Genomic DNA, 22,724 nt, shown 5'->3' with positions numbered 1-22,724 from the left:
GGTGAAAGGTCAGACGAGGCCGGGGAAGAAGATCTTGAGCTCGCGCTCGGCGGACTCCTCGGAGTCCGAGGCGTGAATGAGGTTCTCGCGGACGATGGTGCCGAAGTCGCCGCGGATCGAACCGGGGGTGGCCGCGATCGGGTCGGTCGGGCCCGCGAGGGTGCGGACGCCCTCGATGACGCGCTCGCCCTCGACGACGAGCGCGACGACGGGGCCGGAGCCCATGAACTCCATCAGCGGCTCGTAGAAGGGCTTGCCCTTGTGCTCGCCGTAGTGCTGCTCCAGGGTCTCCTGGGAGAGGGAGCGCAGCTCCAGCGCGGAGAGGGTCCAGTTCGCCTTGCGCTCGATGCGGCCGATGATCTCGCCGATCAGGCCTCGGCGTACGGCGTCGGGCTTGAGCAGGACGAGCGTGCGCTGGCTCACGGTGCGGGCTCCCTAGGGTGTGGTGCGGTGCGGAATCGCGGTGCGACTGAGGGTACCTGGGGCAGGGGGGTCCGCCCGCGGCGGGCCGGGAGGGTTACGCCTCCGCCCGCGCCGCCCAGCGGGCCTTCGCCTCGTCGACCTTGCGTCCGTAGTGGACCGAGGCCCACCACAGCCCCCCGAAGACCAGCCCGAGGAAGAACATGATCGGCACCACGAACCCCGCCGCGACCAGCGCGATCTGCAGCGCCCAGCCCAGCTGGACGCCCCCGGGACGGGTGATCACGCCGCAGAGCAGCACCGAGAGCAGCATCGCCACCCCGCACACCGTCCACACCGTCGCCTGCGTGAGGTCGTCGGACTTCATCGCGACGAGCCCCGCGAAGCCGATCACGAAGAACTCGCCGATCAAGGTGGAAGCGCAGAGCGTGCGCATGCGGATCAACCCCTCCCGAGCAGCAGGCGCGCCTCGCCCACCGTGATGATCGAGCCGGTCACCAGGACGCCCGCCCCGGCGTACTCCGCCTCTTCCTCCGCGAGCGTGATCGCCGCCTCCAGCGCGTCGTCCAGGCGCGGCTCGACGACCACCCGCTCGTCGCCGAAGACCTCGACGGCGACCGCGGCCAGTGCGTCCGCGTCCATCGCGCGGTGGCTGGAGTTCTGCGTGACGACGATCTCCGCGAAGACCGGCTCGAACGCTTCGAGCAGCCCGCGCACGTCCTTGTCGTCGCTCGCGCCCACGACCCCGATGAGGCGCGAGAAGTCGAACGCCTCCTGGATGCCCGCGGCGGTCACCAGCGCGCCCGCCGGGTTGTGCGCGGCGTCCAGCACGACGGTCGGCGAGCGGCGCACGACCTCCAGGCGGCCGGGCGAGGTGACGGACGCGAACGCCTTGCGGACCGTGTCGACGTCCAGCGGCCTGGCGTGCTCCGCGCCGATCCCGAAGAACGCCTCGACCGCGGCGAGCGCCACCGCCGCGTTGTGCGCCTGGTGGGCGCCGTACAGCGGGAGGAAGACCTCCTCGTACTCCCCGCCGAGGCCGCGCAGCGTCAGCAGCTGGCCGCCGACGGCGACCTCGCGCGAGACGACGCCGAACTCCATGCCCTCGCGGGCGACCGTCGCGTCGACCTCGACGGCCTTCTTCAGCATCACCTGCGCCGCGTCGACCGGCTGCTGGGCCAGGATGACCGTCGCGCCCTGCTTGATGATCCCGGACTTCTCGCCCGCGATCTCGGCCGGCGTGTTGCCCAGGCGGTCCGTGTGGTCCAGCGAGATGGGGGTGACGACGGCCACCGAGCCGTCGATGACGTTGGTCGCGTCCCAGCTGCCGCCCATGCCGACCTCGACCACCGCGACGTCCACCGGGGCGTCGGCGAAGGCCGCGTACGCCATGGCGGTCAGGACCTCGAAGAAGGAGAGCCGGTACTCCTGCGCGGCGTCGACCATCTCGACGTACGCCTTGACGTCCTCGTACGTCTCGACGAACCGCTCGGCGGGGATCGGGGCGCCGTCCAGGCTGATGCGCTCGGTGATCGACTGGACGTGCGGCGAGGTGTACCGCCCGGTGCGCAGCTCGAACGCGCCGAGCAGGCTCTCGACCATGCGGGCCGTGGACGTCTTGCCGTTCGTCCCCGTGATGTGGATCGAGGGGTACGCCTTCTGGGGCTCGCCCAGCACGTCCATCAGCGCCGCGATCCTGGCGACCGAGGGCTCCAGCTTGGTCTCGCCCCAGCGGCCCGCGAGCTCCTGCTCCACGGCGCGCAGCGCGCGGTCGACCTCGGGGTCGGCGGGGCGGGCCGGGACGGCGTCGGCCTGCGGGGGGCCCGAGCGGGCGCGCAGGGTGCGGCTGCCCGCCTCGATCACGGCGAGGTCGGGATCGCGGTCGGTCTCGGCGTCCACGATGTCGTCGAAAGCGTCGTCGGACGCGCGGTCGTCGTGCGGGGGGAGGTCACTCACGGGACCAGTCTACGTAGGACCACCGACAGGACCTTCGACCCGCCCGGTTCGGGACTTTCGGCGCACCGCGGCCGGACGCTCCCCGGCAGACTTGGCGATCATGGACATAGGCATCGATCTCGGGACCGCCAACACCCTGCTCTACGCCCGCGGCCGGGGCATCGTGCTCAACGAGCCGTCCGTGGTCGCCGTCGAGGAGGGCCGGGGCACGGCGCTGGCGGTCGGCACGGAGGCCAAGGAGACCATCGGCCGCACGCCCGGCTCGATCACCGCGATCCGGCCGCTGCGCGACGGGGTGATCAGCGACTACGAGGCCGCCGAGGAGATGCTGCGGCACTTCGTGCGCAAGGCGGTGCCGGGGCGGCGCCCGCGCACCCGGATGGTGGTGTGCGTGCCGAGCGGGATCACTCCGGTGGAGCGGCGGGCCATCGTGCACGCGGCGAAGAGCGCGGGGGCGCGGGCCGTCCACCTGATCGAGGAGCCGATGGCGGCGGCGATCGGGGCGGGGCTGCCGGTCTCGGACCCGCGCGGCTCGATGGTGGTCGACATCGGCGGCGGCACGACCGAGGTCGCGGTGATCTCGCTGGGCGGGATCGTCACGTCGCGGTCGCTGCGGGTGGGCGGGGACCGCTTCGACTCCGCGATCACGGAGTACGTGCGCCGGGAGCACGGGCTGCTCATCGGGGAGCGCACCGCGGAGGACATCAAGATCGCGATCGGCTCGGCGTGGCCCGTGCCGGGGGACGCGGAGCCGGCGGAGCGGACGTTCACCGTACGGGGCCGGGAGAAGGTCGCGGGCCTGCCGAAGACGCTGGCGCTGACGGTGGCGGAGGTGCGGGGGGCGCTCGACGAGCCGGTGGAGGCGATCGTCTCGGCGGTGCGGGCCACGCTGGAGGACTGCCCGCCCGAGCTGTCGGGCGACGTGATGGAGCACGGCATCGTCCTGACGGGCGGGGGCGCGCTGCTGCCGGGGCTCGACCTGCGCCTCGCGTCGGGGACGGGGATCCCGGTGTTCGTGGCGGACGATCCGCTGGACTGCGTGGCGCTGGGGTCGGGGAAGTGCGCGGAGGAGTACGACACGCTGACGAAGGCGCTGCGCGCGTCCTGAGGGGCGCGGGGGCGGGGTTCGGTGCGGGTTCCGCTGCGCGGGGCCGGTGGGTACGCGCGGCATCTGCCCCACCCTCGCGCAGTTCCCCGCGCTCCTGAAGGGGCGCGGGGAACTGCGCGACCAGCCCATCCCCGCCCCGCAGGGACCGCCCCCTACGGGAGGCCCGTGGGGAGCGTGGCGACCACCACGTACACGCCATCCGCCGCGCCCGCGAGCAGCGTCCCGCGCTGGCTCTCCACCCGCTCCCGCATCGACAGCATCCCCGTCCCGCTGGACACCGGCACGTGCGGCGGCGCCGCCCGGGGCAGGGCGTTGCGCGCCTCGATGCGCAGGTGGCCGCCGTCCACGGCGATGGACACCGACACCCGCTCCCCCGGCGCGTGCTTCGCCGCGTTCGTCAGGCACTCCTGGACCACCCGGTGGACCGCCGCCTGCCGCAGCGGCGAAAGGCCGTACGCCGCGTCGTCGACCTTCAGGTCGACGGGACTGCCCATGCGCTCGTTGCGCTCGGCCAGCTCGTCCAGCCCTTCGAGGCCGGGCGTCGACCCGCTGCCCCGCTGCACGATCGTCTCGTTGAGCATCAGGTGCGCCCGCCGCGCGGTCTCCGCCAGCTCCTCCAGGTCCCGCTCCCCCGCCGTGCCGCGCGCCCTGCGCACCAGCACCTCGGCGCTGATGGCCAGCCCGGACAGCTCGCGGCCGACGAAGTCGTGGACGTCACGGGCGACCGAGACCCGCTCGTCCTGCACGGCCTGGAGCGCCACGGTCTCCGCGCGCTGCGCCGCCAGCTCGCGCACCAGGTCCTGCCGGTTGGCCGCTATGCCGACGCCCGCCGCGAGGACCCCGATGGGCACCACCAGGCTGAGGAAGTCGCTCAGCGACTCGCCCCGGTGCGGCGGCCAGCCCGGCGTGAGGTAGAAGCCGTAGGCCACGGCGACGTACAGCACGGTGGCGACGCTGCCCGCGGTGCGCCCCCGGTAGCGGCCCAGCGAGTAGAGCGCGAACTGGATCAGCGTCAGCTCGTGCAGCCATCCGAGGAAGACCAGCGCGACCAGGTACGGCACCCACGGCACCGCGCGCCGCACCAGCAGCGTCGCCGAGCCCACCGCGAGGGTGAGCGTGGCGGTGATGCCGGTGAGGGAGTTGTCCGCGCGGGCGAGGCCGGGGATGTCCAGGCCCATCAGCGCGAAGCAGCTGACCGCCGTGAGCACGTCGAGGGCGCGGGGCTCACCGGCCCAGCGGTCCACCCGCAGCCGGACAGCCCGCACGGCCGTGCGGAGCGCGAGGGGTGCGGGGACGTGCGGCATGCTTCCCATCATCCAGGGCTTTTGACCCCTATCGAACTCACTTAAGACCCATAGCGCGTGATATCAGGCACTTTCCTGTTCACTCTGGTTTAACTGTTGTATGCCCGGTGCTCAAGGTCCGCTCTCCCAGGAACAGCTGCGGCTGCTCACCGCGACCCTCGAAGCGATGCCCGAGGGCGCGCTGATCGTCTCGCCCGATCTGCGCGTCGTCGCGGTGAACCGCCGGTTCACCCAGCTGTTCGGACTGGACGGCGCCGTCGACACCTCGTACGGCGCACCGACCGACCCGCTCGTCGCCCATCTGGTCGCACACCACCTCCCCCACAGCGGCGAGATGGTCGAGCTCTACCGGCAGAGCCTCAAACGGACCGCCACCGCCAGGTCCCAGGTCTCCCGGCTCGCCGAGTACCGCGTCCGCGACGGCCGGATGCTCCGCCGCCACCTCAGCCCCGTCCGGCTCGGCGGCGCCCCCGACGGCACGCTGCTGGGCCACCTCTGGCTCCTGGAGGACATCACCGACCGGCAGGCGTACGAGGACGAGCTGCGCCACCACGCCGGCGTGCTCGGCGACCTGGCCCGCGAGCGCGCCACCTTCACCGCCCGCACCCTGCACGAGCTGCGCACCCCGCTCGCCACCGTCCTCAGCTTCTGCGACCTCCTCCTGGACCCGGCGACCGGCCCCCTCACCACCGACCAGAGCGACTTCCTCACCGCGATCCACCGCAACGCCCGGCGCCTGCGGGACGCCCTCGACGGACTGCTGCACACCTTCGCCGACGACCACGCGAGGCCCCTCGCGGTCTTCGCGCCGTTCTCCGTGCCCGCGCTGGTGACCCGCGTCGCGCTGCACGCCCTGGGCCGCAGCGCCGGCTCCCCCGCCCCCTTCGTCTCCGTGAGCTGCGAGGAGGGCCCCGAACCCGTCGGCGACGAGGACCTGCTGGAGGACGCGGTCACCGCGCTGGTCAGCAACGCCGTGAAGTACACCCCGCGGGACGGCTCCGTGGAGATCACCGCGAGACCACTGCCGACCGGCCAGTGGGAGGTCGTCGTGGCGGACGACGGCATCGGCATCCCCGTCGAGTTCCAGGAGACCGTCTTCGAGCCGTTCGTACGGGCCTCCAACGCGCGCCGCTCGGAGTACCCCGGCACGGGCCTGGGCCTCAGCACCGCCCAGGACGCCGTCCGGCTGCACGGCGGCTCCCTGTGCGTACGCAGCAAGGAGGGCGTCGGGAGCGTCTTCACGATGCGGCTGCCGTTCAGCGCGGCGGTCCCGGCGGAGGCCAGGGAGCCGCGGCGGAGCAGGGAGCGCCGGGAACCGCGGGAATCCCGGGACTCCACGGCATGACCCGACTGCTCGTCGTCGAGGACGACCCCGACCTCGCGCTGGCCCTGCGGTTCCTGCTCACCCGCGCCGGGTACGAGGTGAGCCTCGCCGCCGACGGGCGCGAGGGGCTGCGCAGGCTCTTCGCCGACCGGCCCGCGCTGGTCCTGCTCGACCTCGTGCTGCCGGGGCTCGACGGCTGGGACGTCCTGGACCGCGTCCGCGACCTCACCGACCTGCCCGTGCTGATCGTCTCCGGCCTCGGCGAGAGCGCCGACCGGGTGCGCGGGCTGCGCGCGGGCGCCGACGACTACCTGGTGAAGCCCTTCGACAACACCGAGCTGCTGGCCCGCGTCGAGGCGCTGCTGCGCCGCTGCGGCCCCGCCCAGTGGGCCGGGCACTTCGTCGAGGAGGGGCTGCGGCTGGTGCCCGAGCGGCGCACGGTGGTGTGGCGGGGCCGCGAGATCCGGCTCAGCGACATCGAGTACCGGCTGCTCCAGGTGCTGGTCCGCAACCGGGGCCGGGTCGTCACCACCGCGCGCCTGCTCGACCAGGTGTGGGACGACCCGGACGCCAGCGGCAGGGACCGGGTGAAGTTCGCCGTGCTGCGGCTGCGCCGCAAGCTCCAGGTGGACGAGGCCGACCCGGCGTCCGACCCGCTGGAGGCCGTACGCGGACTGGGCTACCGCTACAAGTCCCGGCCCGGTGCGGACCAAGGACCCTGGCAGGGCCCCGACCAAAGTCCCTGACCAAGGTCCCGTTCCGGGCGTACGGGCGGCCCGGCAACCGTTCGGCAACCGTCCTCCATCCGCCCCCGCTACCCGCCCCCGGCAGGCTGCTGTGCCTCACAGCCCCCACCGACCCGGCAGGCCCGCCCCGCCGGCGCCCGGCCGGGCCCGCACGATCCGGAGCCCCCGTTGCCCTCCCCCCTGCCGCCCCGCAGCGTCGCCGTCGTCCTCGGCACCCGCCCCGAGCTGGTCAAGCTCGCCGAGCTGATCCGCATCCTGGGCCCCGCCGCCCGCGTCATCCACACCGGACAGCACTACGACGACGAGCTCTCGGGCCGCTTCCTCACCGAGCTGGGCCTGCCCGAGCCCGAGTTCCTGACCGGCGTCGGCGGCTCACCGCGCGCCGGGCAGATCGCCACCGCGCTGGGCGCGCTCGACGCGCTGTTCGCCGCCGACCGGCCGCACGCCGTCGTCGTGCAGGGCGACACCAACGCCGCGCTGTCCGGCGCGCTCGCCGCCAACGCCCGCTCCATCCCGCTCGTCCACATCGAGGCCGGGCTGCGCAGCCACGACCGGCGCATGCCCGAGGAGCACAACCGGGTCCTCATCGACCGGCTCGCCGACCTGCTCTGCGCCGCGACCCCCGACAACCGCGCCAACCTGCTCGCCGAGGGCATCTCACCGGCGCGCATCGAGCTGACCGGCAACACCGTCGTGGAGGCCGTCCAGCAGCAGCTGCCCGGCGCCGACGAGCGCCGCGCGCTCCTGGAGCGCCACGGCCTCACGCCCGACGGCTACGTCCTGGCCACCGTGCACCGCCCGGAGAACACCGACGACCCGGCCGCGCTCGGCGCCGTGCTCACCGAGCTGGCCGCCGTCGCCGCCGACCTGCCCGTCGTGCTCCCGCTCCACCCGCGCACCCGCGCCCGCGTCGAGGCCGAAGGGCTCGCCCCGCTCCTCGCGGGCCTCACGGTCCTCGCCCCGCTCGGCTACGGCGAGTTCCTGGCCCTGGCCCGGCACGCCGCGCTGCTCGTCTCCGACTCCGGCGGCGTCCAGGAGGAGACCACCGTCCTGGGCCGCCCCCTCGTCGTCGTGCGCCGCTCCACCGAACGCCCGGAGGCCATGGGCACCTTCGCCGAACTGGTCTCCCCCGGGCCCGAGTTGGGCCGGGCGGCCCGCGCGCGCCTCGCGGAGGGCAGGCTCGGGCTGCGCCGGCTTGAGGCCCAGCGGAGCCCGTTCGGCGACGGCACCGCGTCGCGGCGGATCGCCGAACTGCTCGCCGACCTCACCGCGCCCGCGCACGCGGCGGCCTGAGCGCCCCATGACGACCGCACTCCTGCTGCTGACCTTCCCGTACGCCCTGCTGGTCTGCTTCCTGCTGTACTGGGCCGGGGCCCGCCACGCCTACACCCGCCGCCGCCCCTCGCCCACCGCCGACCCGGCCGCCTTCGCCTGGCACTTCTTCGTGCCGTGCCGCGACGAGGAGACCGTCGTCGCCACCACGGTCGCCCGGCTGCGCACCGACTTCCCCACCGGCCACGTCTGGGTCATCGACGACGCGAGCGAGGACCGCACCGGCGCGATCGTCGCGGCGCTCGCCGAGGACGACCCGCGCGTGCACCTGGTCAGCCGCCGCCTGCCGAACGCCCGCGTCGGCAAGGGCGCCGCGCTGAACGCCGCGTACGCCCGGCTCGACGAGTACCTCCCGGCTGGCACCGACCGCGCCCGGGTGATCGTCTGCGTGGTCGACGCGGACGGCCACCTCTCCCCCGGCGCGCTGCCCTTCGTCAGCGGTACGGCGGGCTTCGGCGACCCCGAGACCGGCGGCGTCCAGGTCTCGGTGCGGATGCGCAACGTGGAGGACCCGCGCCCGCTGCCCGACAGGGGCCGGGTCCGCAACGCGTTCGCCCGGCTCCTGATCCGCATGCAGGACATGGAGTTCGCGGTCTCCAACGCGGCGATGCAGCTGCTGCGCGGCCGTACGGGCTCGGTGGGCCTGGGCGGCAACGGCCAGTTCACCCGCCTCACCGCGCTCGACCGCATCGCGGACGCGGAGCGCCGCCCCTGGCAGCGGGACGCGCTCCTGGAGGACTACGAGCTGGGCGTCCACATGATCCTGGGCGGCTACCGCATCAGCCACCTCACGGACACCTGGGTCTCCCAGGAGGGCCTGCCGCACCTGCGCCGCTTCCTCACCCAGCGCACCCGCTGGGCCCAGGGCAACCTCCAGTGCGTGCGGTACGCGGGCCGGATCACCGGCTCCCGGCACTACCGGGGGCGGGGCGTCCTGGAGACCCTCTACACCTTCTTCCAGCCGCTCGCGCACCTGGCGACGCTGCTGCTGACGGTGGTCATGCTGGCGCTGGTGGTCCTGCACGGTGACCTCGCGGCCCCGTTCGAGGCGTGGCCCCTGCTCCTGGGGCTGGCGGCGGCCTCGATCGTCCCGTTCCTGCTGTGGGGCCCGGTGTACCGCCGCGACTACGCCCCGAACCGCTCCCGCCTGGTCGCGCTCCTGTGGGGCCTGGCGCTGTGGCTGTACGCCTACCACCTGTTCCTGGCGTCGACCCGGGGCTTCGCCCGCATGCTGCGGGGCCGCAACGGCTGGGCGAAGACCCGCAGGAACGCGGAGGCCACCGGCGCGGGGCCGGTGGCCAAGGAGGCGTGAACGGGACGTACGGGAAGGGGCCCCGGACCAGTACCGGTCCGGGGCCCCTTCCCGTACGCGCCTAGGCGGACGGCAGGTTCGCGATCTGCGCGGAGATCCGCTCGATGTCGGCCTCCGCCTTCGCGAGCCGCCCCCGGATCTTCTCGACCACGTTGTCCGGCGCCTTCGCCAGGAACGCCTCGTTCCCGAGCTTCCCGACCGCCTGCGCCTTCTCCTTCTCCGCCGCGGCGAGGTCCTTCGCGAGCCGCTTGCGCTCCGCGGCCACGTCGATCGTGCCGGACAGGTCCAGCTCGACCTTCGCCCCGGCGACCGGCAGCGACGCGGTCGCGCTGAACGCCTCGCCCTCCGGCTGGAGCCGCAGCAGCTGCCGGATCGCGGCCTCGTGCGCGACGAGCGCCGTGCCGTCGAGCGTGAGGCGGGCCGGGACCTTCTGACCGTCGTTGAGCCCCTGCTCCTTGCGGAAGCGCCGGACCTCGGTGACGACCTGCTGGACCAGCTCGATCTCGCGCTCGGCGGCCCCGTCCCGGAAGCCGGAGTCCTTCGGCCACTCGGCGGTGACCAGGGTCTCCCGGCCGGTGAGCGTGGTCCACAGCGTCTCGGTGACGAACGGGACGATCGGGTGCAGCAGGCGCAGCATGACGTCCAGCACCTCGCCGAGGACCCGCCCGGAGACCTTCGCGCCCTCGCCGCCCGCGAAGAACGTCGTCTTCGACAGCTCGACGTACCAGGCGAAGACCTCGTCCCACGCGAAGTGGTAGAGCGACTCGCTCAACTTGGCGAACTGGAAGTCCTCGTAGTACGCGTCGACCTGCGCGACCGTCTCGTTGAGGCGCGACAGGATCCAGCGGTCGGTCGCCGACATCTCGGCGGCGTCCGGCAGCGGCCCCTCGATCGTGGCGCCGTTCATCATCGCGAAGCGCGTCGCGTTCCAGATCTTGTTGGCGAAGTTCCGGGACGCCTGGACCCAGTCCTCGCCGATCGGCACGTCCGCGCCGGGGTTGGCGCCCTTGGCCAGGGTGAAGCGCACGGCGTCGGAGCCGTAGGCGTCCATCCAGTCGATCGGGTCGACGGCGTTCGGGTTCGACTTCGACATCTTCTTGCCGAACTCGTCCCGGACCAGGCCGGTCAGGGCGACGGTCTTGAAGGGGACCTCGCCGTCCATCGCGTACAGGCCGAACATCATCATCCGGACGACCCAGAAGAAGATGATGTCGTGGCCGGTGAGCAGGACGTCGGTGGAGTAGAACTTCTCCAGGTCCGGGGTCTCCTCGGGCCAGCCGAGCGTGGAGAACGGCCACAGGCCGGAGGAGAACCAGGTGTCGAGGACGTCCTCGTCCTGGACCCAGCCCTCGCCGGTGGGCGCCTCGTCGTCGGGTCCGACGCAGACGACCTCGCCGTTCGGGCCGTACCAGACGGGGATGCGGTGGCCCCACCACAGCTGGCGCGAGATGCACCAGTCGTTGAGGTTGTCGACCCAGTCGAAGTACCGCTTCTCCATCTCCTTGGGGTGCAGCGCGACCCGGTCGTCGCGGACCGCGTCGCCCGCGGCCTTGGCGAGCGGCTCGACCTTGACCCACCACTGGAGGGAGAGGCGCGGCTCGACGGTGGTCTTGCAGCGCGAGCAGTGCCCGACGGAGTGGACGTAGGGGCGCTTCTCCGCGACGACCCGGCCCTGCTCGCGCAGGGCGGCGACGATGGTGGAGCGCGCCTCGAAGCGGTCCAGGCCCTGGAAGGGTCCCGGGACCGTGATGACACCGCGCTCGTCCATGATCGTCATGGACTCCAGGCCGTGCCGCTGGCCGATCGCGAAGTCGTTCGGGTCGTGGGCGGGCGTCACCTTGACGGCGCCGGTGCCGAACTCCGGGTCGACGTGCGTGTCGGCGACGACCGGGATGGTCCGGTCGGTCAGCGGCAGCTTGATCCGCTTGCCGATGAGGTGCGCGTACCGCTCGTCGTCGGGGTGGACGGCGACGGCCGTGTCGCCCAGCATCGTCTCGACGCGGGTGGTCGCGACGACGACGGTCTCGTCGCCCTCGCCGTACTTCAGCGAGACCAGCTCGCCGTCGTCGTCCTGGTAGTCGACCTCGATGTCGGAGATCGCGGTGAGACAGCGCGGACACCAGTTGATGATCCGCTCGGCGCGGTAGATCAGCTCGTCGTCGTAGAGCTTCTTGAAGATCGTCTGAACGGCGTGGGACAGGCCCTCGTCCATGGTGAAGCGCTCGCGGGACCAGTCGAGACCGGCGCCCAGGCGCTTCAGCTGGCCCAGGATCCGGCCGCCGTACTCGTCCTTCCACTGCCAGACGCGCTCGGTGAACTCCTCCCGGCCGAGGTCGTGCCGGGACTTGCCCTCCTCGGCGAGCTGCTGCTCGACCTTGTTCTGGGTCGCGATGCCCGCGTGGTCCATGCCGGGCAGCCACAGGGTCTCGAAGCCCTGCATGCGCTTGCGGCGGGTCAGCGCGTCCATGAGCGTGACCTGGAAGGCGTGGCCCAGGTGGAGCGCGCCGGTGACGTTCGGCGGCGGGATGACGATGGTGTACGGGGGCTTGTCACTGGTCGCGTCGGCGGTGAAGTACCCCCGGTCCACCCAGCGCGCGTACAGCTTCCCCTCTACCTCGGCCGGCGCGTACTGGGTCGGCAGTTCGGGGTCACTGGCTGGCGTCTGCTGAGTGTTCTCGGTCACGGGCCCAGTTTAGGGGTGTCACGGGCCGGTACTGAAACGGGAATGTTCGGTAACGGTGTGACCCCCGCCTCGCCAAGATTCGGCCGTTTCCGCGAGGATGTTCGCTACGCACGAATCCCTGGAGGGGGAACCCAGAACATGAGCTACAACCAGCCAGGCCCGTACGGCGGCCAGCAGCCCCAGCAGCCCGGCCCCTACGGCCAGCAGCCTGGCCCGTACGGCGGCGGCCAGCCGAACCCGTACGGCCAGCAGCCCCCGCAGGGCCAGCCTGGCTACGGCTACCCCCAGCAGGCCCCGCAGGGCGCCCCGCAGCAGGGCTGGAGCCAGCCCCAGCAGCCCGCCCCCTACGGCCAGCAGCCCCAGTACGGCGCCCCCGGCTTCCCCCCGCCGGCCCCGGCCCCCAAGAAGAAGACGGGCCTGATCATCGGCGCGGTCGTGGTGGCCCTCGCGGTCGTCGGCGGCGGCGCGTACTTCCTCTTGGGCAACGGGGGCGGCGCCAGCAACAGCGACGTCGCGGACAGCACCAAGGGCTACAAGCTGGCCCCCGCGGCGACGATCGGCGAATTCAAGAAGGACGCGTCCGGGGACAAGTCCGCGCCCATGTCGTCCGAGGAGAAGAAGAAAGCCGAGGAGCTCGGCGTCAAGAACCCCGTGTCGGTCGGCGCGAGCTACGCCGCGGGCACTCCTGACCCCAGCAACCCCCTCACCGGCAAGGCCCTGAACCTCCAGGGCGTCTGGGGCGACGTCACGGACCCCGCCAAGGTCATCGACGCGTCGTTCAACAAGATCGACGAGGACAAGAGCAAGGACCAGGGCGTCAAGATGGAGCGGGTCGGCAGCCCCAAGGCCGTCACCCCCTCGGGCTTCTCCGGCGCTCTCATGAAGTGCCAGGAATTCAAGATGAGCAGCGCCAAGGGCGAGCCCGTCACTCCCGGCGGCCCCAAGGAGATCAAGATCTCGGCCTGTGCCTGGGCCGACTACAGCACCTACGCGGTGGTGACCGTGGTCGACATGGCCAAGATGGCCACGGGGGGCGGCGTGTCCCAGGACGAGGTGGCCGAGCTAACCGCCAAGGCGTACAACTCCTCGCGCCAGAAGGCCTGATACGAAGGATCCCACATGAAAGGGGGGCCCGACCGCATCGCGCGGTCGGGCCCCTTCTTCCGTTCCTCTCGCAGGAAGAGCGGGAGGAAGTGATCCGGATCAGCCGTGGGCGCGCTCACAAGCCGCCATGGCCACCGACCCCGACACGCGAATGTTGATGAGCCCCCTCACACACGCCTGATTGGGGATCCACTGGAAACCAAGCTTCGTCGCCTTGTTGGCGCAAGCGTTGTACACCTTGGGACCGTCGATGTAGCCGCTGCTCTTGACATAGTTCATGCACCCGGAATACATGGCCGACGCCGGAGCCGCCATTCCGACCTGTGCAATGATCGCGGCCGCAGCGACACCGGTTGCCGCCAGCAGTCGGACAGGCTTGATCGCCCTCATCTTTTTCCCCTCGTGCAAAGCTCAAAAAACACAACGCGCACAACGAAACCCCAGGTCGACACCGAGACACAAGATCTTTTAAGCCAACTGGAGTGGCTGGCGAAACAAAGGGGGCCCGGCCGCATCGCTGCGGTCGGGCCCCCTTTCGCGTGCCTCGCGGTCTGCGGCCGCCTACGCGGACTTCTCGTGGCGGCCGTCGTTCTTGCCGATGCTGCGCGGCTCGCGCGGCACCAGCGTCGGGTTCACGTTGTCGCGGACGACGTCCGCCGTGATGACCACGCGCGCCACGTCCTTGCGGGACGGGACCTCGTACATCACCGACTGGAGGACCTCCTCCATGATCGCGCGCAGGCCGCGCGCGCCCGTGCCGCGCAGGATCGCCTGGTCGGCGATGGCCTCCAGCGCCGGGCGGTCGAAGTCCAGCTCGACGCCGTCGAGTTCGAAGAGCCGCTGGTACTGCTTCACCAGCGCGTTGCGCGGCTCGACCAGGATCTTCAGCAGCGCCTCGCGGTCGAGGTTGTGCACGCTCGTCAGCACGGGGAGGCGGCCGATGAACTCCGGGATCATCCCGAACTTCACCAGGTCCTCCGGCATGACCTCCTGGAACTGGTCGCTCGCCTCGATCTCCCGCTTGGAGCGGATCGTCGCGCCGAAGCCGATGCCCTTCGCGCCCGCGCGCGACTCGATGAGCTTCTCCAGGCCCGCGAAGGCCCCGCCCACGATGAACAGCACGTTCGTCGTGTCGATCTGGATGAACTCCTGGTGCGGATGCTTCCGGCCGCCCTGCGGCGGTACGGAGGCCGTGGTGCCCTCCAGGATCTTCAGCAGGGCCTGCTGGACGCCCTCGCCGCTCACGTCGCGGGTGATCGACGGGTTTTCGCTCTTACGGGCGACCTTGTCGATCTCGTCGATGTAGATGATCCCGGTCTCGGCCTTCTTGACGTCGTAGTCGGCCGCCTGGATCAGCTTGAGCAGGATGTTCTCGACGTCCTCGCCGACGTAGCCCGCCTCCGTGAGCGCGGTCGCGTCGGCGATCGCGAACGGGACGTTCAGCATGCGCGCGAGCGTCTGCGCGAGGAGCGTCTTGCCGGAGCCCGTGGGGCCCAGCAGGAGGATGTTGGACTTGGCGAGCTCGATCGCGTCCTCGCGACCCGCACCGCCACCGTTCTCGCCGGCCTGGACGCGCTTGTAGTGGTTGTACACCGCGACCGAGAGGGCCTTCTTGGCGGGCTCCTGGCCCACCACGTAGCCCTCCAGGAATTCGTAGATCTCGCGAGGCTTGGGAAGCTCCTCCCAGCGCACCTCGCTCGTCTCCGCGAGCTCTTCCTCGATGATCTCGTTGCAGAGGTCGATGCACTCGTCGCAGATGTACACACCGGGGCCCGCGATGAGCTTCTTCACCTGCTTCTGGCTCTTTCCGCAGAACGAGCACTTGAGCAGGTCGCCGCCATCACCGATGCGTGCCACGAGGTGCTTCCCCTTCGCCTGGGAGCGGCCTTGGTACAGCCGACTCCTGGTGCCTCATATCTGACGGTACCTTGCCTGGCCCCCCGTACGGGCCCCCCTTGGCACGGTTCACTTTGACGTGCACCGCGCCAAGGGGACGGACCGGCGTCAGGCGGCCGCGGCGGCCGTGGTCTTGCGGGTGGAGACGATCTGGTCGATCAGGCCGTACGCGAGGGCGTCCTCGGCCGTCAGGATCTTGTCGCGCTCGATGTCGTCGCGGATCTTCTCGATCGGCGTCGTCGAGTGCTTGGCCAGCATGTCTTCCAGCTGGGCGCGCATGCGCATGATCTCGTTGGCCGCGATCTCCAGGTCGGAGAGCTGCTCGCGGCCGGTGCCGCCCGAGGGCTGGTGGATCAGGACGCGGGCGTTCGGCAGGGCCATCCGCTTGCCGGGCGTGCCGGCGGCGAGCAGGACCGAGGCGGCGGACGCGGCCTGGCCCATGCAGACCGTCTGGATGTCCGGCTTCACGAACTGCATCGTGTCGTAGATGGCCGTCAGCGCGGTCATCGAGCCGCCGGGGCTGTTGATGTAGACCGAGATGTCGCGGTCCGGGTCCATCGACTCCAGGCAGAGCAGCTGCGCCATCACGTCGTTGGCCGACGCGTCGTCGATCTGCACACCGAGGAAGATCACGCGCTCTTCGAAGAGCTTCGCGTACGGGTCGTACTCGCGGACGCCCTGCGAGGTGCGCTCGACGAAGCGCGGCACGATGTAGCGGTTGTCCACCTGGGGGCCCGTGTAGAGGCCGCTCGCGGAGAAGTTCGGGGTGGTCATGTGGGTGTTCACCATCCTGGTGGCGTGGCGTTCAGTGGGCGGGGAAGTACGGGCGGCAGGGCTCAGGCGCCGGTGCCGCCGCCGCCGGGAACGCCCGAAGCGGCACTGATGATCTCGTCGATGAGGCCGTACTCCTTGGCCTCCTCCGCGGTGTACCAGCGGTCGCGGTCGCCGTCGCGGATGATGGCCTCGACGGTCTGACCGGAGTGCCGGGCGGTGATCTCGGCCATGCGCTTCTTCGTACGCAGCAGGTACTCGGCCTGGATCTTGATGTCCGAGGCCGTGCCGCCGATGCCGGCGGAGCCCTGGTGCATCAGGATGTCGGTGTTCGGCAGCGCGAAGCGCTTGCCGGGGGTGCCGCCGGTCAGCAGGAACTGGCCCATCGAGGCAGCCATGCCCATGCCGATGGTCACCACGTCGTTCGGGATGTACTGCATGGTGTCGTAGACCGCCATGCCCGCCGTCACCGAGCCACCGGGGCTGTTGATGTACAGGTAGATGTCCTTCTCCGAGTCCGCGGCGGCGAGGAGGAGCATCTGGGCGGTGATCTTGTTGGCGATCTCGTCGTCGACCTGCTGGCCGAGGAAAATGATGCGGTCGTTGAGCAGCCGGCTGTAGACCTGGTCGCCGAGGCCGCCACCGAGGGACGGGTCACCGGCGACGTAAGGCATCAGATTCGTCACGTATCCACCTGCTCGTCTCTGACGGCTCCGGCCGTCTCAGCGTCTTTGTACGGGAGGGCGGGTACTCCCCTGCCCTCCTACTCATGGACCCTAACGCGCAGGTGGGACAACGCCATCCCGCTTCCCGAACTGTTCGCTGGGAGCGCAAGGGGGCCCGGATCCGTGGTATGGGCGAGGGGCCCGGACACACGGTGTGCGTCCGGGCCCCTCGTGCGAGCTCGGGGCTCAGAGCGAGGTGGGAACCTCGGCTCAGGCCTCGGACTTCTCGGCCTCGGCGGCCTTGTCGTCGGACTCGGCGGCCTCGACCGTCTCGGCGGCCTCGTCCTCGTCGTCCTCGAGGTCGACGACCTCGCCGTTGGTGTCCTTGACCGTGGCGGCCTCGACGACGACGGCGAGCGCCTTGCCGCGGGCGACCTCACCGACGAGCATCGGGACCTGGCCGCCCTCGACGACCGCCTGGGCGAACTGGTCGGGGGACATGCCGGAGGACTGCGCGCGGCGCATGAGGTGCTCGGTGAGCTCCTCCTGGTTCACGTTCAGCTTCTCCTTGGAGACCAGCTCGTCCAGGATGAACTGGGTCTTGATGCCCTTCTCGGCCTGCTCCTTGGTCTCGGCGTCGAACTCCTCCTCGGTCTTGCCCTGGATCTCCAGGTACTTCGCGAGGTCGAGGCCCATCTGGCCGAGCTGGTGGTGCTCCAGGTTGTGCTTGCGGGTGCGGATCTCGTCCTCGAGGAGCTTCTCGGGCATCGGGACCTCGACCAGCTTCAGCAGCTCGTCCAGGACGCGCTCCTGCGCCTGGGTCGCCTGCTCGTACTGCTTCATGTTCTCGAGGCGCTTGCGGCTGTCGGCCTTCAGCTCGTCGAGGGTGTCGAACTCCGACGCCAGCTGGGCGAACTCGTCGTCCAGCTCGGGCAGTTCGCGGGCGGCGACGGCGGTGACCTTGACGGTGACCTCCGCGTCCTTGCCCTCGGCGGAGCCGCCCTTCAGCTGCGAGGTGAAGGTGGCCTCGCCACCGGCCTCCAGGCCCTTGACGGCCTCGTCGATGCCGTCGAGCAGCTCGCCGGAGCCGATGGTGTACGAGACGCCCTCGGCGACGCCGTCCTCCAGGACCTCGCCGTCGACCTTGGCCTGCAGGTCGATGGTGACGACGTCACCGTCGGCCGCGGCGCGCTCGACCGGGTTGGTGGAGGCGAAGCGGGCCCGCAGGTCCTCGACGGCCTTCTCGACGTCCTCGTCCTTGACCTCGACGGCGTCGACCTCGACCTCGATGCCGGAGTAGTCCGGGATCTCGATGGTCGGGCGGATGTCGACCTCGGCGGTGAAGGAGAGCAGCTCGCCGTCCTTCAGCTCCTTGATGTCGACCTCGGGCTGGCCGAGGACGTTGAGCTCACCCTCGTTGACGGCCTCGGTGTAGAACTTCGGGAGCGCGTCGTTGACGGCCTCCTCCAGCACAGCACCACGGCCGAACCGCTGGTCGATGACGCGGGCCGGGATCTTGCCCTTGCGGAAGCCCTTCACCGTGACCTGCTGGTTGATCTTCTTGTACGCCGCGTCGAGGCTGTCCTTGAGCTCCTCGAAGGGCACCTCAACAGTGAGCCGAACCCGAGTCGGGTTCAGGGTCTCCACGGCGCTCTTCACGGTTCGGTCTCCTTGGTGGGCTGACTTCTGGGATTCTGCCCGGTTCAGAGACACACGGGCACGCAGCTTGCATAGTAACGGCAAGCAGGAGGAGACCCACAATGCGATCTTGCTGACAAGATCGGCTGGTCGGGGTGGCGGGATTTGAACCCACGGCCTTCCGCTCCCAAAGCGGACGCGCTACCAAGCTGCGCCACACCCCGTCGGTGCGACACGTAGGGTACATGCCCTCAGGGAGTGAGTCGGCCCCATTTACGGGGTGTGCGGGGAGCGGGTGCGACCCGCTAGGATGCTCTTCGTGCCGCGGTCGCGCTGACCTGCGGTGCACTGCGTGCGGGCGTAGCTCAATGGTAGAGCCCTAGTCTTCCAAACTAGCTACGCGGGTTCGATTCCCGTCGCCCGCTCCATTCGGCTCGGGGCCGGTCCGGAGGTTCGCCTCCGGACCGGCCCCGAAGTCTTTTCCGACCGTCCGGGGTCCGAGCGTCCGGCTGTCCGGCTAGAACTTGATCTCGCTGATGGTGTCGGCCACCTGGTCGAGGAAGTTGTTTATGGTCGGCGCCATTCCGCTCGAAGCGAGGAAGAAGCCGAAGAGGACCGCGGCGACGGCGGGTCCCGCCTTCAGCGAGCCGCTGCGGATCAGCACCACGAGGATGACCGCCAGCAACACCACCGCGGACAGTGAAATGGCCACAACTGATCACACCCTCGATCGGTACACGTCGTCGGCCGGGCGCGCACCGCGCGGCACGCTCCCGCGGGGACCATCGTGCCATCAACTGGCCCTCTCCGGCTGCACGGTGACGGGATGACGTGTCCTGATATTGCCAAACACGGGTGACGCCCGGGTCCTTGGGGGACCCGGGCGTCGTGCGGGGCGCCGCCCCGGGGCTTTCAGCCGCGCGGGGCGCGCAGTGCCGCCCTGGCGGGGAGGGCGGTCGCGGCGAGGCCGAGGAGGACGACGGCCGCGGCGAAGGAGCCGTACAACACCGGTGGCACGTAGGGGGCTTCGCCGGTGAGGCCCTTCATCATCGGGACCAGGGTGGCCATCGCGATGCCGGTGCCGATGAGGATGCCGGCGGCGGCGACCAGCAGGGCCTCCCAGCGGACCATGCGCAGCACCTGGCGGCGGGTGGAGCCGACGAGGCGGAGCATGGCCAGCTCGCGGCGGCGGTCGAGGACCGTCATGACCAGGGTGTTGGCGGCGGCGACCGCGGCGAACCCGCCGAGCACCGCGGCCATCACGGTGTTGGCCCAGGCGCCGACCTCGCGCTGGGTGTCCTCGGCGGCGGCGTGGCCGGCCGGGGTGGTGACGGTGACGCCGGGCCCGGCGAGGGCCTCCAGGGCCTCGGGCTCGTCGGCACGGACCAGGACCTCGGTGGGGCGGGGGTCGGTGACGTGCGCCGCGAGGTCGGCCGCGGGGAGGGTGACCTCGGCGAGGCCGAGGCTCCTGCTGTAGACGGCGACGACGCGCGGGGCCGCCTCGGTGCCGTCGGGGAGGTGGAGCTCGATGCGGTCGCCGACCGAGACGCGGGCGGCGTCGGCGAGGTTGTCGCCGATGGCGACCGTGCGGGAGCCGGGGGTCAGGGCGGTGAGGGAGCCCTTGCCGACGCCCAGGTCCTGGACCCGGGCCAGGTCGGCGGCCGTGCCGGTGAAGCCCTGGGCGCTCCTGGTCTGGAGGCCCCGTTCCCCGACGCTGATCGAGGGCGCGACCACGGAGGTGCGCAGCAGTCCGACCGCGGCGGTGACGCCGGGCGTGTCGGCCGCGCGGGCGGTGGCGTCGGAGGTGAGGGCGCCCGTGACGACGCGGTCGGCCGTGATGCCCTCGCGCTGCTGGTTCTCGCGGGCCCGCTCCTCGCTGGAGTGCATGAAGACGAGGGTGGAGGAGAAGGCCATGGCGAGCACGATCGGGGTGATCGCGGAGGCGAGGCGGCGGGAGTTGCTGCGGGAGTTGGCGGCGGCGAGCGAGGCGGAGGCCCCGCCGCCGCGCAGGGGCAGGCCGAAGAGTCCGGCGCACAGGCGGGCGATCAGCGGGCCGAGGAGGGCGACGGCGAGCATGTAGAGCATGACGACGCCGAGCGCGGCGTTGGCGGCGTCCTCGCCGGTCTCCTGGGCGGCGACGCCCGCGAAGACGGTGCCGCCGACGAGGGCGGCGACGCCGAAGCCGGTGCGGACCCAGCCGGTCGTACGGCGTTCCACGGCGGACTCCGCGAGGGCCTGGCCCGGCTTGGTCCTGGCGGGGCGGCGGGCGGCGCAGAACCCGGCGAGGAGGGCGGTGAGGACGGCCGCCGCGGTGGCGGCCAGGGGCGGGAGGGCGGAGACCGTGAGGTCGACGGTGCCGGGGATCGCGCCCTTGTCGCGGAGCTGGCCGAACCACCAGGTGGCCAGGGCGATGCCGGGCAGGCTGCCCAGCGCGCCCGCGAGGGGCGCGACGAGCAGGGCCTCGGTGGCGATGGAGCGGCGCAGCTGGCGCGGGGTGGCGCCGATGGCCCGCAGGAGGGCGAACTCCCGGGCGCGCTGGCCGACGGAGAGGGCGACGGTGCCCGCCGCGGTGAAGACGGCGACCATGGCGGCGATGCCGCCGAAGGAGCCGCCGATGCCGGTCAGGAGTTCCTTGGCGGAGGCGAGGGCGGGCTCGCCGACGGTGCCGCGGTCCTTCCCCTCGTACACCTTGGCGCCGGTGCCCTTGAGCGCCTTCTCGACGCGGTCGGCGAGGGTCTTGGCGCCGGTGCCGGGCTCGGGGAGGACGGCGACGGCGTCGATCTGGCGGGGGTGGCCGGAGACGCGGGCGGCGTCGGCGTCGGCGAAGTGGGCGGCGTCGGAGCCGGTGAGGGCGGCGACGCGCAGGGTGCGGACGCCGGTGGGCGTGTCGACGCGGACGCGGTCGCCGGTCTTGGCGCCGGTGGCGGCGGGGAGGGCGATCTCGCCGGTGCGGGGCGGGGTGCCGTGCTGGGCGCGCTCGCCGGTGAAGGCGGTGGAGGCCCAGTTGTGGGCGGTGAGCGGGGCGCCGCCGCGGCTGACGAGGGTGATGGGGAACGCGATGTCGGGGACGGCGCGGGCGGCGCCTTCGACGGCCGCGGCCTTGGCGACCACCGCGCTGTCGAGGCGGGCCTTGTCGCCGTACGGGACGGACATCTCGGTCCTGTCCTCGCCCGAGCCGGTCGTGTAGTGCGCCTGCTGGTCGGCGGCGGCCACCACGGGCGCGGCGGCGTAGCGGCCCGCGGGGGCGGTGGCGCGTATGCCGGTCTCCAGGAGGATGCCGCAGGCGGCGACGATCGTCGAGGTGAGGAACAGGGCCACGAACGTGCCGACGAACGCGGAGGGCTTGAAGCGGACCGCCGCGCGGGCCAGGCCGTTGGGGAGGAACATCAGGCTGCCGCTCCGGCGTAGGTGTGGGGGTGGGCGTGGGCGGCGGAGGGGGCCGCGAAGCGCGCGGTGAGGGCGGCCATGCGGGCGGCGACCTGGTCGGCGGTGGTGCGCGGCAGGCTGTCGGCGATCTGGCCGTCGGCGAGGAACAGGACGCGGTCGGCGTAGGTGGCGGCGACGGGGTCGTGGGTGACCATGACGACGGTGGCGCCGAGGGCGTCGACGGCGTTCCTGAGCAGGGCGAGGACCTCGCCGGCCGTGGTGGTGTCGAGGGCGCCGGTGGGCTCGTCGCCGAAGATCACGTCGGGCCGGGTGACGAGGGCGCGGGCGAGGGCGACGCGCTGCTGCTGGCCGCCGGAGAGTTCGGCGGGGCGGCGCCCGCCCTTGTCGCCGAGTCCGACCTGGCCGAGGACTTCGGCGGCGCGGCGCCTGTCGGGCCGCTGTCCCGCGAGGCGCATCGGGAGCAGGACGTTCTGCTCGACGGTGAGCGAGGGCAGCAGGTTGAACGCCTGGAAGACGAAGCCGAGCCGGGTGCGGCGCAGTTCGGTGAGCCGGTTCTCGTTCATGCCGGTGATCTCGGTGCCGCCGAGGCGGACGGATCCGGCGGTGGGCTGGTCGAGGCCGGCGGCGCACTGGAGGAAGGTGGACTTGCCGGAGCCGGAGGGGCCCATCACGGCGGTGAAGCTGCCGCGTTCGAGGACGAGGTCGATGCCGCGCAGGGCGTGGACGGCGGAGCCTCCCCTGCCGTACTGGCGGCGGACGCCGCGCAGTTCGACGGCGGCGGTGGGGTGGCCGGATCCGGCGGTGCCGCCGTACTGGTCCGCTCCGTCGTTCCGGTTCCGCTTGCCGCGTCGCAGCCCCATGGTGTCCGTTCCCCTTTTAGCCGTTCGTGCTGGTCGATGGCTTAGACGCTACGGATCCGGGGGGTACGCGGACCATGGCGCGCGCTTCCCTGTTCATGGTGGGGGAAACCCCACCATCGTTCTTCCGTAAATCATTCGGTAAACTAATTACTGACGTCTTCTTGACGCTCCCTTGACCCTCTCTTGACGTACAGGAGGAACAGGCCCATCGGACACGC

The 22,724-nt window shown here is 71.6% G+C and carries 19 protein-coding genes and 2 tRNA genes; 7 read left to right on the top strand and 14 right to left on the bottom strand.

Annotation, left to right across the window (positions count from 1 at the left end):
- Positions 1 to 9: 9 nt before the first annotated feature.
- The 3 genes from ndk to ACIBNE_RS08880 all read right to left on the bottom strand — a co-directional run bounded on the left by ndk (position 10) and on the right by ACIBNE_RS08880 (position 2,376).
- The gene (gene ndk / locus ACIBNE_RS08890; RefSeq protein ID WP_399270773.1) at positions 10 to 423 is read right to left on the bottom strand and encodes a nucleoside-diphosphate kinase; all 414 of its coding nucleotides are present in this window, start codon (positions 421 to 423) and stop codon (positions 10 to 12) included.
- Between the two features lie 94 nt (positions 424 to 517).
- The gene (locus ACIBNE_RS08885; RefSeq protein ID WP_399270772.1) at positions 518 to 856 is read right to left on the bottom strand and encodes a DUF4233 domain-containing protein; all 339 of its coding nucleotides are present in this window, start codon (positions 854 to 856) and stop codon (positions 518 to 520) included.
- A 5-nt stretch (positions 857 to 861) separates the two neighbouring features.
- Positions 862 to 2,376, bottom strand: coding sequence for a bifunctional folylpolyglutamate synthase/dihydrofolate synthase (locus ACIBNE_RS08880; protein ID WP_399270771.1), 1,515 nt, complete (start codon positions 2,374 to 2,376; stop codon positions 862 to 864).
- 100 nt (positions 2,377 to 2,476) lie between these two features.
- Between ACIBNE_RS08880 and ACIBNE_RS08875 the strand changes: the two genes are divergently transcribed.
- Entirely contained in the window at positions 2,477 to 3,484 is a 1,008-nt protein-coding gene (locus ACIBNE_RS08875; protein WP_399270770.1) for a rod shape-determining protein, read from the top strand.
- A 152-nt stretch (positions 3,485 to 3,636) separates the two neighbouring features.
- Here ACIBNE_RS08875 and ACIBNE_RS08870 read toward each other — a convergent pair whose 3' ends face one another.
- A complete protein-coding gene (locus ACIBNE_RS08870) occupies positions 3,637 to 4,788 on the bottom strand; it encodes a sensor histidine kinase (RefSeq protein WP_399270769.1) in 1,152 nt (383 codons plus the stop codon).
- Positions 4,789 to 4,888: 100 nt separating this feature from the next.
- Between ACIBNE_RS08870 and ACIBNE_RS08865 the strand changes: the two genes are divergently transcribed.
- From ACIBNE_RS08865 to ACIBNE_RS08850, 4 genes are all read left to right on the top strand, one after another.
- On the top strand, positions 4,889 to 6,133 hold the full coding sequence (locus ACIBNE_RS08865) for an ATP-binding protein (protein WP_399270768.1): 1,245 nt from the start codon (positions 4,889 to 4,891) through the stop codon (positions 6,131 to 6,133).
- A complete protein-coding gene (locus ACIBNE_RS08860) occupies positions 6,130 to 6,858 on the top strand; it encodes a response regulator transcription factor (protein WP_399270767.1) in 729 nt (242 codons plus the stop codon). The genes ACIBNE_RS08865 and ACIBNE_RS08860 overlap by 4 nt, the downstream gene beginning before the upstream one ends.
- 168 nt (positions 6,859 to 7,026) lie before the next feature.
- The gene (gene wecB / locus ACIBNE_RS08855) at positions 7,027 to 8,151 is read left to right on the top strand and encodes a non-hydrolyzing UDP-N-acetylglucosamine 2-epimerase (protein WP_399270766.1); all 1,125 of its coding nucleotides are present in this window, start codon (positions 7,027 to 7,029) and stop codon (positions 8,149 to 8,151) included.
- 7 nt (positions 8,152 to 8,158) lie between these two features.
- The gene (locus ACIBNE_RS08850; RefSeq protein WP_399270765.1) at positions 8,159 to 9,502 is read left to right on the top strand and encodes a glycosyltransferase; all 1,344 of its coding nucleotides are present in this window, start codon (positions 8,159 to 8,161) and stop codon (positions 9,500 to 9,502) included.
- Positions 9,503 to 9,563: 61 nt separating this feature from the next.
- Here ACIBNE_RS08850 and ACIBNE_RS08845 read toward each other — a convergent pair whose 3' ends face one another.
- Positions 9,564 to 12,185 carry a valine--tRNA ligase gene (locus ACIBNE_RS08845; RefSeq protein WP_399270764.1) on the bottom strand — a complete coding sequence of 874 codons (2,622 nt, stop codon included), beginning with the start codon at positions 12,183 to 12,185 and terminating at the stop codon, positions 9,564 to 9,566.
- 138 nt (positions 12,186 to 12,323) lie between these two features.
- Between ACIBNE_RS08845 and ACIBNE_RS08840 the strand changes: the two genes are divergently transcribed.
- Positions 12,324 to 13,289, top strand: a complete 966-nt coding sequence (locus ACIBNE_RS08840; protein ID WP_399270763.1) for a hypothetical protein — start codon at positions 12,324 to 12,326, stop codon at positions 13,287 to 13,289.
- A 99-nt stretch (positions 13,290 to 13,388) separates the two neighbouring features.
- Here the strand turns inward: ACIBNE_RS08840 and ACIBNE_RS08835 are convergent, their stop codons facing one another.
- The 6 genes from ACIBNE_RS08835 to ACIBNE_RS08810 all read right to left on the bottom strand — a co-directional run bounded on the left by ACIBNE_RS08835 (position 13,389) and on the right by ACIBNE_RS08810 (position 18,483).
- A complete protein-coding gene (locus ACIBNE_RS08835) occupies positions 13,389 to 13,679 on the bottom strand; it encodes a hypothetical protein (protein ID WP_399270762.1) in 291 nt (96 codons plus the stop codon).
- Between the two features lie 171 nt (positions 13,680 to 13,850).
- Positions 13,851 to 15,146, bottom strand: a complete 1,296-nt coding sequence (gene clpX / locus ACIBNE_RS08830; protein ID WP_399270761.1) for an ATP-dependent Clp protease ATP-binding subunit ClpX — start codon at positions 15,144 to 15,146, stop codon at positions 13,851 to 13,853.
- A 147-nt stretch (positions 15,147 to 15,293) separates the two neighbouring features.
- On the bottom strand, positions 15,294 to 15,974 hold the full coding sequence (locus ACIBNE_RS08825) for an ATP-dependent Clp protease proteolytic subunit (protein WP_399270760.1): 681 nt from the start codon (positions 15,972 to 15,974) through the stop codon (positions 15,294 to 15,296).
- Positions 15,975 to 16,021: 47 nt separating this feature from the next.
- The gene (locus ACIBNE_RS08820; protein ID WP_399270759.1) at positions 16,022 to 16,642 is read right to left on the bottom strand and encodes an ATP-dependent Clp protease proteolytic subunit; all 621 of its coding nucleotides are present in this window, start codon (positions 16,640 to 16,642) and stop codon (positions 16,022 to 16,024) included.
- A 249-nt stretch (positions 16,643 to 16,891) separates the two neighbouring features.
- Positions 16,892 to 18,280 (bottom strand): trigger factor, encoded by a 1,389-nt coding sequence (gene tig / locus ACIBNE_RS08815; RefSeq protein ID WP_399270758.1) that lies wholly within the window; start codon positions 18,278 to 18,280, stop codon positions 16,892 to 16,894.
- A gap of 126 nt (positions 18,281 to 18,406) precedes the next feature.
- Positions 18,407 to 18,483: transfer RNA gene (locus ACIBNE_RS08810), tRNA-Pro, on the bottom strand.
- A gap of 130 nt (positions 18,484 to 18,613) precedes the next feature.
- Here ACIBNE_RS08810 and ACIBNE_RS08805 point away from each other — a divergent pair.
- Positions 18,614 to 18,687 (top strand) — tRNA-Gly (locus ACIBNE_RS08805).
- An 89-nt stretch (positions 18,688 to 18,776) separates the two neighbouring features.
- Here the strand turns inward: ACIBNE_RS08805 and ACIBNE_RS08800 are convergent.
- The 3 genes from ACIBNE_RS08800 to ACIBNE_RS08790 all read right to left on the bottom strand — a co-directional run bounded on the left by ACIBNE_RS08800 (position 18,777) and on the right by ACIBNE_RS08790 (position 22,506).
- Complete coding sequence (locus ACIBNE_RS08800; RefSeq protein ID WP_399270757.1) at positions 18,777 to 18,971, bottom strand: hypothetical protein; 195 nt, start codon at positions 18,969 to 18,971, stop codon at positions 18,777 to 18,779.
- 200 nt (positions 18,972 to 19,171) lie between these two features.
- Entirely contained in the window at positions 19,172 to 21,646 is a 2,475-nt protein-coding gene (locus tag ACIBNE_RS08795) for an ABC transporter permease (RefSeq protein ID WP_399270756.1), read from the bottom strand.
- The gene (locus ACIBNE_RS08790) at positions 21,646 to 22,506 is read right to left on the bottom strand and encodes an ABC transporter ATP-binding protein (protein WP_399270755.1); all 861 of its coding nucleotides are present in this window, start codon (positions 22,504 to 22,506) and stop codon (positions 21,646 to 21,648) included. Before ACIBNE_RS08790 ends, ACIBNE_RS08795 begins: the two co-directional genes overlap by 1 nt.
- Between the last annotated feature and the right edge of the window lie 218 nt (positions 22,507 to 22,724).

It is taken from the genome of Streptomyces sp. NPDC050504, assembly GCF_044458065.1.
Lineage (GTDB): Bacteria > Actinomycetota > Actinomycetes > Streptomycetales > Streptomycetaceae > Streptomyces.
The sequence above is the reverse complement of the archived record's forward strand: the minus strand, read 5'-3'. Positions and strand labels throughout refer to the sequence as shown.